The following is a 7757-nucleotide window of genomic DNA, read 5'->3' on the forward strand; positions in this document are numbered from 1 at the left end:
GGATGGAGTGGCTTTGCATAATCATGCAGGGTGGTGCATACTTTTCCTGTGTCCAAGGTGCTTACTTCTTTGCCGGTCGGTGAGCGGGTCGGGATTGCCTTCTCTGGTGGTCTCGACACGTCGGTTGCGGTTGCGTGGATGCGGGACAAGGGTGCGATCCCGTGCACGTACACCGCTGATCTCGGGCAGTACGACGAGCCCGACATCGGGTCGGTCCCCGGCCGCGCGACGGCGTACGGAGCCGAGATCACCCGGCTCGTGGACTGCCGCGCGGCGCTCGTCGAGGAAGGGCTGGCGGCGCTGGCCTGCGGTGCGTTCCACATCCGGTCCGGCGGGCGGACGTACTTCAACACCACCCCGATCGGCCGGGCGGTGACCGGCACCCTGCTGGTCAAGGCGATGCTCGACGACGACGTCCAGATCTGGGGCGACGGCTCGACGTTCAAGGGCAACGACATCGAGCGGTTCTACCGCTACGGCCTGCTCGCGAACCCGCAGCTGCGGATCTACAAGCCGTGGCTGGACGCGCAGTTCGTGCACGAGCTCGGCGGCCGGAAGGAAATGTCGGAGTGGCTGGTCGCGCACGACCTGCCGTACCGGGACAGCACCGAGAAGGCGTATTCCACCGACGCGAACATCTGGGGCGCCACCCACGAGGCGAAGACGCTCGAGCACCTCGACACCGGGGTGGAGACGGTCGACCCGATCATGGGCGTCGCGCACTGGGACGCAGGCGTCGAGATCGCCGCGGAGGACGTCACGATCGGCTTCGTGCAGGGCCGGCCGGTGACGATCAACGGCAAGGAGTTCGGTACGGCGGTCGACCTCGTCCTGGAGGCCAACGCGATCGGCGGGCGGCACGGGCTCGGGATGTCGGACCAGATCGAGAACCGGGTCATCGAGGCGAAGAGCCGGGGCATCTACGAGGCGCCCGGGATGGCGCTGCTGCACGCGGCGTACGAGCGGCTGGTGAACGCGATCCACAACGAGGACACCGTGGCGGCGTACCACAACGACGGCCGCAAGCTCGGGCGGCTGATGTACGAAGGTCGTTGGCTCGACCCACAAGCGCTGATGGTGCGGGAATCGTTGCAGCGGTGGGTCGGTACGGCGGTCACCGGCGAGGTCACGCTCCGGCTGCGGCGTGGCGAGGACTACTCGATCCTCGACACCACGGGCCCCGCGCTCAGCTACCACCCGGACAAGTTGTCGATGGAGCGGATCGTCGACTCGGCGTTCGGCCCGGTCGACCGGATCGGTCAGCTGACGATGCGGAACCTGGACATCGCGGACTCGCGCGCGAAGCTGGAGCAGTACGCCGGCCTCGGCATGTTCGGCTCGTCCAACCCGGCGCTCGCGTCGTCCACCGAGCTGATCGGCGAACTCCCGAAGGGCGGCGCCGAAGCGATCGCCTCCCGCGGCGAGGCCCCCGAAGAGGAAGCCCTCCTCGACCGCGCCGCAATGGAATCCGGCACCGACTGACCGACGGCTGACGTTGCCCGCTCGGCTGGACGGTTGCCCCCTGCGGTGGAGGGTTTGGCGAAGTCCGGCGTGACGGCTGGTTGCCCGTCAGTCGCGCACGTGGGGTTGGTGACGCTCGTTCTTGGTCCGATCGGCAGGCGCGGCGGCGGCGTCCACGTCGACTGTGCCGGAGGTGCTCCGAGACCCGGCCGGCGTCACGCCCGCGGCCGCGTGGCGTTGGGTCTGTTCCATTTGGCGGAAGTGGGCGCGGTTGATCGCGCCGCCCAGGACCAAGCCGACCTGGCCGCCGGCCTCCTGAGCGACCTTCTCGTACTGTCCCCGCAGCAGGCGGTCCGCGCCCTTGCCTGCCAGCTCACCGAGCCGCCCTTCGGCGGCCTGCACGGTCAGCCTCGCGTCGATCACCGTGGCTGCCGCGAGCGCGGCCTGCTGGGCGACTGCGGATCGCTCCTCCGCCGGCACCGTCGCGAGGCGCCGGCTTGCGTTCAGGTGCGCCTCGACGGCCGTCTGCAGCCGCTCTCCGGGCGCCGCGGCGGACATCCGTTCCGCGATCTCCGCCGCGGGCCGGTCGTACGGCCCGATCTCGTGCGCCACCGCGTCGAGAAACGCGGGACGCATCGACTTCTCGACGCGTCCGACGAACTCCCGTTCCTCGGACGTGATCGGACGTGGCGCCGGAAACGGTTCGGTCATACGCCGGAGTGAACCAGCTCGCGGGGTCAAGCGTCGAAGTCGAGTGTGACGGTTGGGGTTGTCGGGTGGGACTGGCAGGTGAGGACGTAGCCGGCGCGGATCTCGTCGGGCTCCAGGGCCCAGTTCGTGTCCATGCGGACCTTGCCGTCGAGGACCTTGGCGCGGCAGGTGCCGCAGACGCCGCCCTTGCAGGCGAACGGTGCATCGGACCGCACGGCGAGGGTCGCGTCGAGCACCGCCTTCGAGTGCTCCCCCAGTGCGAACGTCGACCGGCGGCCGTCGAGGATCACGGTCACCTGGGCCGCGTCTTCGTCGACTGTGGTCTCCTCGACCGGCGCCTTCGGGGCCTCGTCGCCGACGTGGAAGAGCTCGGCGTGGACGTGTTCGCGCGCGACGCCCTCGGACAGCAGGAGTTCCTGGGCGCCGACGACCATCGCGTACGGGCCGCACAGGAACCATTCGTCGACGGTGTCCAGCGGGAGGATCGTCGCGAACATCCGCTGCAGACGGTCCGCGTCGATCCGGCCGCTGAACAGCTCCACCTCGGTCGTCTCGCGCGACAACACGTGTACGAGATGCAGGCGCTCGGCGTACCTGTCCTTCAGATCGGCCAGCTCGTCCACGAACATCACCGAACCCGCGGTCCGGTTGCCGTACAGCAAGGTCACCCGGCTCGAGGGCTCGATCGAGAGGATCGTCGCGACCAGCGACAGTACGGGCGTGATTCCGCTGCCCGCGGCAACGAACGCGTAGTGCTTCGCGTTGGCGACGTCGAACGTCGTACCGAAACGGCCGAGCGGGGTCATCACCTCGAGCTCGTCGCCGACCTTCAGGTCCTTCGCGGCGTACGACGAGAACTCGCCGCCGGGGATGCGCTTCACACCGATCCGCAACACGCCTGATCCCGCGGGCGAGCAGATCGAGTAGCTGCGCCGTACCTCTTCCCCGGTACGGCGGATCGTCAGGTGCTGGCCCGCGGTGAACTCGTACTCGCCCGCGAGCTCCGGCGGTACGACGAAGGTGATCGCGACCGCGTCGTCGGTGATGGGGTCGATCGCTGCGACCTTCAGCGAGTGGAAGGTGGCGCGCCGGCGAGGGGCGATGGTCGTCATCTAGATCGCCTTGAAGTGGTCGAAGGGTTCTTTACAGCTGTTGCAGCGCCACAGTGATTTGCAGGAGGTGGAGCCGAAGCGGCTGAGCTCGGAGGTGTTCGGCGAGCCGCACTGGGGGCAGCGAATGCTCAACTGCAGCAGGACCGGGGTTGTCGTGCCGAGTGGTGGGGCGATGCCGTAGTCGGTCAGCTTCGCCTTTCCTGCTTCCGTCATCCAGTCGGTTGTCCAGGCTGGGGACAGAACGGTCTCGACTCTGCCGTCCACGTTCAGCGAGCGGAGTGTCAGTTCGACCTCGTGGCGGATCAGGTCCATGGCGGGACAGCCGGAGTACGTCGGGGTGATCGTGACGACGACCTCGTCGCCCTCGTGCCGCACACCGCGCAGTACGCCGAGGTCCGCGATCGTCAGCACCGGGACCTCGGGATCCGCGACCTCGCCGACCGCTTCGAGGATGGCGGCGTCGGTCACCATGTCGCACCCGGATGTGAACGCGCCACGTGCTGCAGCTCGGCCAGCAGATAACCCATGTGTTCGGTATGACGACCCACGCGGCCGCCGGTGTGCTGGTACGAGGACGAAGGTCGCTCGCACGTGGACTCGTCGATGACGCCCAGGACGCGAGCCGTCCAAGCGTCGTGAAGCGTCGAGGGGTCCACGGCAACATCCAGCCGTTGCACCAAGGCGTCGGACTCGAAGAGCTCTGCGGTATACGGCCAGAGCGCATCCAGGCCGGCCTGCATCCGCCGGTGGCTCTCCTCGGTCCCGTCGCCCAGCCGCAGCACCCACTGCGTCGCGTGGTCGACGTGATACGCGACCTCCTTGACCGCCTTCCCCGCCACCCCGGCCAGCGTCTCGTCGGCACCCGCGCGCAGCTCGTCGTACAGCAGATGCTGGTACGTCGCGAAGTACAGCAACCGTGCCATCGCGAACGCGAAGTCACCGTTCGGCAGCTCGCACAGCTGCAGGTTCAGGAACTCGCGCTCGTCGCGGAAGTACGCGAGCTCGTCCTCGGTGCGGCCGTCCAGCGAGCCGGCGTACTGCAGCAGCGAACGCGCCTGCCCCAGCTGGTCCAGCGCGATGTTGCCGAGCGCAACGTCCTCCTCGAGCTGCGGCGCGGCCGCGATCCACTCGCCGGTGCGCTGCGCCGCGATCAGCGCGTCGTCACCGAGCCGAAGCCCGTACACAATCAAATCGTTCTCAAGCAGGTCGTTCACAGGTGCTCGACGCCTTCCGGGACCTCGTAGAACGTCGGGTGCCGGTACACCTTGTCGCCGGCCGGGTCGAAGAACTCGTCCTTCTCGTCCGGCGACGACGCGGTGATGTCGGACGCCCGCACCACCCAGATCGACACGCCTTCCTGGCGGCGCGTGTACACGTCCCGCGCGTTCCGCAACGCCATCGTCGCGTCCGGCGCGTGCAAGCTGCCGACATGCGTGTGCGACAACCCGCGCCGCGACCGCACGAATACTTCCCACAGAGGTTCGATCATGCGGCACGCTCCGCTTGCTTGGATGCGTAGGCAGAAGCGGCCTCGCGGACCCATGCGCCGTCCTCATGCGCCTTCACGCGATGCGACAGCCGCTCCTGGTTGCACGGACCGTTGCCCTTCACCACGTCGTACAGCTCGGTGTAGTCGGGCTCGGTGAACCGGTAGTGCCCGTCCTCGTACACCAGTCCGTCGTCCGGCACCCGCAGCCCGAGTACGTCGGCCTGCGGCACGGTCATGTCCACGAACCGCTGCCGCAGCTCGTCGTTGCTGTGCCGCTTGATCCCCCATGCCATCGACTGCTCCGAGTGCGTCGACGCCGAGTCCGGCGGGCCGAACATCATCAGCGACGGCCACCACCAGCGGTCCAGCGCATCCTGAGCCATCGCCTTCTGCCCGGGAGTGCCGTTGGACAACGTGTAGAGGATCTCGAACCCCTGCCGCTGGTGGAACGACTCCTCTTTGCAGACCCGGACCATCGCCCGGGCGTACGGCCCGTAGGAGCAGCGGCAGAGCGGGACCTGGTTGACGATCGCGGCGCCGTCGACCAGCCAGCCGATCGCGCCGATGTCGGCCCAGGTCAGCGTCGGGTAGTTGAAGATGCTGGAGTACTTCTGCCGCCCGCTGTGCAGCAGGTCGAGCAGGTCCGCGCGGTCCACGCCGAGCGTCTCCGCGGCGGCGTACAGATAGAGGCCGTGGCCGGCCTCGTCCTGCACCTTCGCCATCAGGATCGCCTTGCGGCGCAGTGACGGCGCGCGACTGATCCAGTTGCCCTCCGGCTGCATGCCGATGATCTCGGAGTGCGCGTGCTGCGCGATCTGCCGGATCAGGGTCTTGCGGTACCCGTCCGGCATCGCGTCCCGCGGCTCGATCCGGCCGTCGGCGTCGATGGTCGCCTGGAAGTCCATACCGACAGCATATGTGACACTTTTTCTCAGAATCAACAGCAGGTGTCACAAAGGTGGTGCTGGACCCACCCAGACAGTGGGGGTGACGCACTGGGGAGGGCTCGCGGGGGTCGCGAGGATTGAGCCAACAGCTCAACCCTTCCACAGTTCTCGGAGGACCCCGTGACTACAACCACCCTCCCGGCCGTCGATCACCGCGGACCGGTCACCGGCCGGGAGCGCGCCCTCGCACCCGACCTGATCCGCGGCGCGATGCTGCTGCTGATCGGCCTGGCGAACGGCGCCAACTTCGCGTTCGCCGGCCAGCCCGGCGTGGAGAGCGCGCCGCACGGCTTCGAGCGGATCCTGAACTTCCTCAAACTCACCTTCGTCGACGCCCGGGCGTACCCGGTCTTCGCGGTGATGTTCGGCTACGGCCTCGTGCAGCTGGCCCGGCGGCAGCGGACCTCGGGCGCCACCCCCGGCGCGGTCCGGCGGATCCTGCTCAAGCGCAACGCCTGGCTGATCGCCTTCGGCCTCGCCCACGCGACGCTGCTGTACTTCGGCGACTTCCTCGGCGCGTACGGCGTCGTCGGCATCATCTGCACGCTGTTCCTGCTCAACCGCGGCGACAAGTTCCATCGGATCGTCCTCGCCCTCTGGGCATTCATGGCCGTCGAGGTCCTGTTCGTCGGCGCCTTGGCCTTGCTCGCGATCGTCAACAGCACCGGCCCTGCGCATGCGCTGACGAACTCCCCGAACCCGTCGCTGGCCGCAACGTCGTACCTGGGCAGCCTGGTCGACCGGCTGCACGAGTACCCGCTGCACGCGGCGAGCGTGCTGCCCTTCATCGTGATCGTCTGGCTCGGTATCTGGGCCGCCCGCAAGCAGATCCTGGAGAACCCGGGCGCCCACAAGACCCTGCTCACCCGGGTGGCCGTCGGCTCTCTCGGCATCACCGTTCTGGGCGGCCTGCCGCTCGCACTGGTCGGAGCCGGCTGGATCCGCGTCGACGAGAGTGCGGTGGACGCGCTGAGCCTGCTGTCCCACGTGTCCGGCATGTTCGGTGGTCCTGGGTACATCGCTCTGTTCGGCCTGCTCGTCCTGCGCATCCGCAAGCTGTCGCTGCCGGTCCGCGCGATCTCCGCGCTCGGTCAGCGGTCGCTGTCCGGGTACCTGTTCCAGTCGGTCTCGTGGATGATCCTGCTGGCCCCGTTCACGCTGGACCTGCGGTTCGGAAGTACGGCGTACACCGCGGCGCTGGTCGCGATCGGTGTCTGGGTCGTCTCGGTCGCCGGCGCGTACGCGATGAGCCGGCGTTCGTACCGCGGTCCGGCCGAGACCCTGCTGCGCAAGCTCGTGTACTGACTTGCGAGGATGACGGTCATGAGTGACTTCGGCGTACCGGAACCGGCCAACCTCTCGGATCTGTCCGGTGACACCCCGATCGCCGAAACGAGCGTGCGGCTCGCGCTCCCCGCGGAGGCAGCAGAGATCGGCGAGATCCAGGTCGCGGCCTGGCGCACGTCGTACGCCGGGCTGCTGCCGGCCGACGTTCTCGCCGATCTCAACCCGGACCAGTTCGCGGCCCAGTGGCGGGCCGCGCTGGTCGCTCCGGGCGAGGCACGGAACCGGGTGATGGTCGCGCTGGCCGGCCGCACCCTGGTCGGCTTCGCGGCCATCACACCGTCCGACGACCCGGACGCCGATCCGCGGGGTGACGCGATGATCGCCGAGCTCGCCGTCAGCCCGGAGGCAACCCGCGCCGGCCACGGCTCCCGCCTCCTGAACGCCGTCGTCGACACGGTCCGCGCCGACGGCTTCCGCCGGGTCACCGTCTGGGTCAACTCGACCGACGACGTACTCCGCGCCTTCTATACCGAAGGCGGCTGGGCCCCCGACGGCGCCCACCGCGAACTCGACCTCTACGGCGACGAGTCCGTCCGCATCAAGCAGATCCGCCTGCACACCGACCCTGGTCCGATCGGCGACTAGGGCGTGTCTTGTGATCCAGCGCCGTAGCGAGGAGGTGCTCGGTGCGGTGGCTCGGCGTGCGGGGGCGAAGGTCTCGATGCGGAGCATCGTGGCCTTTGCACCCGT

At 68.5% G+C, this 7757-nt stretch carries 9 protein-coding genes; 3 read left to right on the forward strand and 6 right to left on the reverse strand.

Annotation, left to right across the window (positions count from 1 at the left end; genetic code table 11):
- The first annotated feature begins 48 nt into the window (after positions 1–48).
- The gene (argG, locus tag ACWF0M_RS22990; RefSeq protein ID WP_452237731.1) at positions 49–1482 is read left to right on the forward strand and encodes an argininosuccinate synthase; all 1434 of its coding nucleotides are present in this window, start codon (positions 49–51) and stop codon (positions 1480–1482) included.
- An 87-nt stretch (positions 1483–1569) separates the two neighbouring features.
- Here argG and ACWF0M_RS22995 read toward each other — a convergent pair whose 3' ends face one another.
- From ACWF0M_RS22995 to paaA, 6 genes are read right to left on the reverse strand one after another with little or no spacing between them, the layout of a single operon-like run.
- Positions 1570–2172: a hypothetical protein gene (locus tag ACWF0M_RS22995; protein WP_452237732.1), complete on the reverse strand. Its 603-nt coding sequence runs from the start codon at positions 2170–2172 to the stop codon at positions 1570–1572.
- A gap of 26 nt (positions 2173–2198) precedes the next feature.
- Positions 2199–3284 (reverse strand): 1,2-phenylacetyl-CoA epoxidase subunit PaaE, encoded by a 1086-nt coding sequence (gene paaE, locus ACWF0M_RS23000; protein ID WP_452237733.1) that lies wholly within the window; start codon positions 3282–3284, stop codon positions 2199–2201.
- The gene (gene paaD, locus ACWF0M_RS23005; RefSeq protein WP_452237734.1) at positions 3285–3755 is read right to left on the reverse strand and encodes a 1,2-phenylacetyl-CoA epoxidase subunit PaaD; all 471 of its coding nucleotides are present in this window, start codon (positions 3753–3755) and stop codon (positions 3285–3287) included.
- Complete coding sequence (gene paaC / locus ACWF0M_RS23010) at positions 3749–4498, reverse strand: 1,2-phenylacetyl-CoA epoxidase subunit PaaC (RefSeq protein WP_452237735.1); 750 nt, start codon at positions 4496–4498, stop codon at positions 3749–3751. The genes paaD and paaC overlap by 7 nt, the downstream gene beginning before the upstream one ends.
- Entirely contained in the window at positions 4495–4773 is a 279-nt protein-coding gene (gene paaB / locus ACWF0M_RS23015) for a 1,2-phenylacetyl-CoA epoxidase subunit PaaB (protein WP_130379720.1), read from the reverse strand. Before paaB ends, paaC begins: the two co-directional genes overlap by 4 nt.
- On the reverse strand, positions 4770–5678 hold the full coding sequence (gene paaA / locus ACWF0M_RS23020; protein WP_452237736.1) for a 1,2-phenylacetyl-CoA epoxidase subunit PaaA: 909 nt from the start codon (positions 5676–5678) through the stop codon (positions 4770–4772). Before paaA ends, paaB begins: the two co-directional genes overlap by 4 nt.
- A gap of 162 nt (positions 5679–5840) precedes the next feature.
- On the opposite strand from paaA, the gene ACWF0M_RS23025 reads away from it, so the two are divergent.
- On the forward strand, positions 5841–7025 hold the full coding sequence (locus tag ACWF0M_RS23025) for a DUF418 domain-containing protein (RefSeq protein WP_452237737.1): 1185 nt from the start codon (positions 5841–5843) through the stop codon (positions 7023–7025).
- A gap of 18 nt (positions 7026–7043) precedes the next feature.
- Complete coding sequence (locus ACWF0M_RS23030) at positions 7044–7652, forward strand: GNAT family N-acetyltransferase (RefSeq protein ID WP_452237738.1); 609 nt, start codon at positions 7044–7046, stop codon at positions 7650–7652.
- The last annotated feature ends 105 nt before the right edge of the window (positions 7653–7757 follow it).

The sequence above is a fragment of the Kribbella sp. NPDC055110 genome (assembly GCF_053607525.1).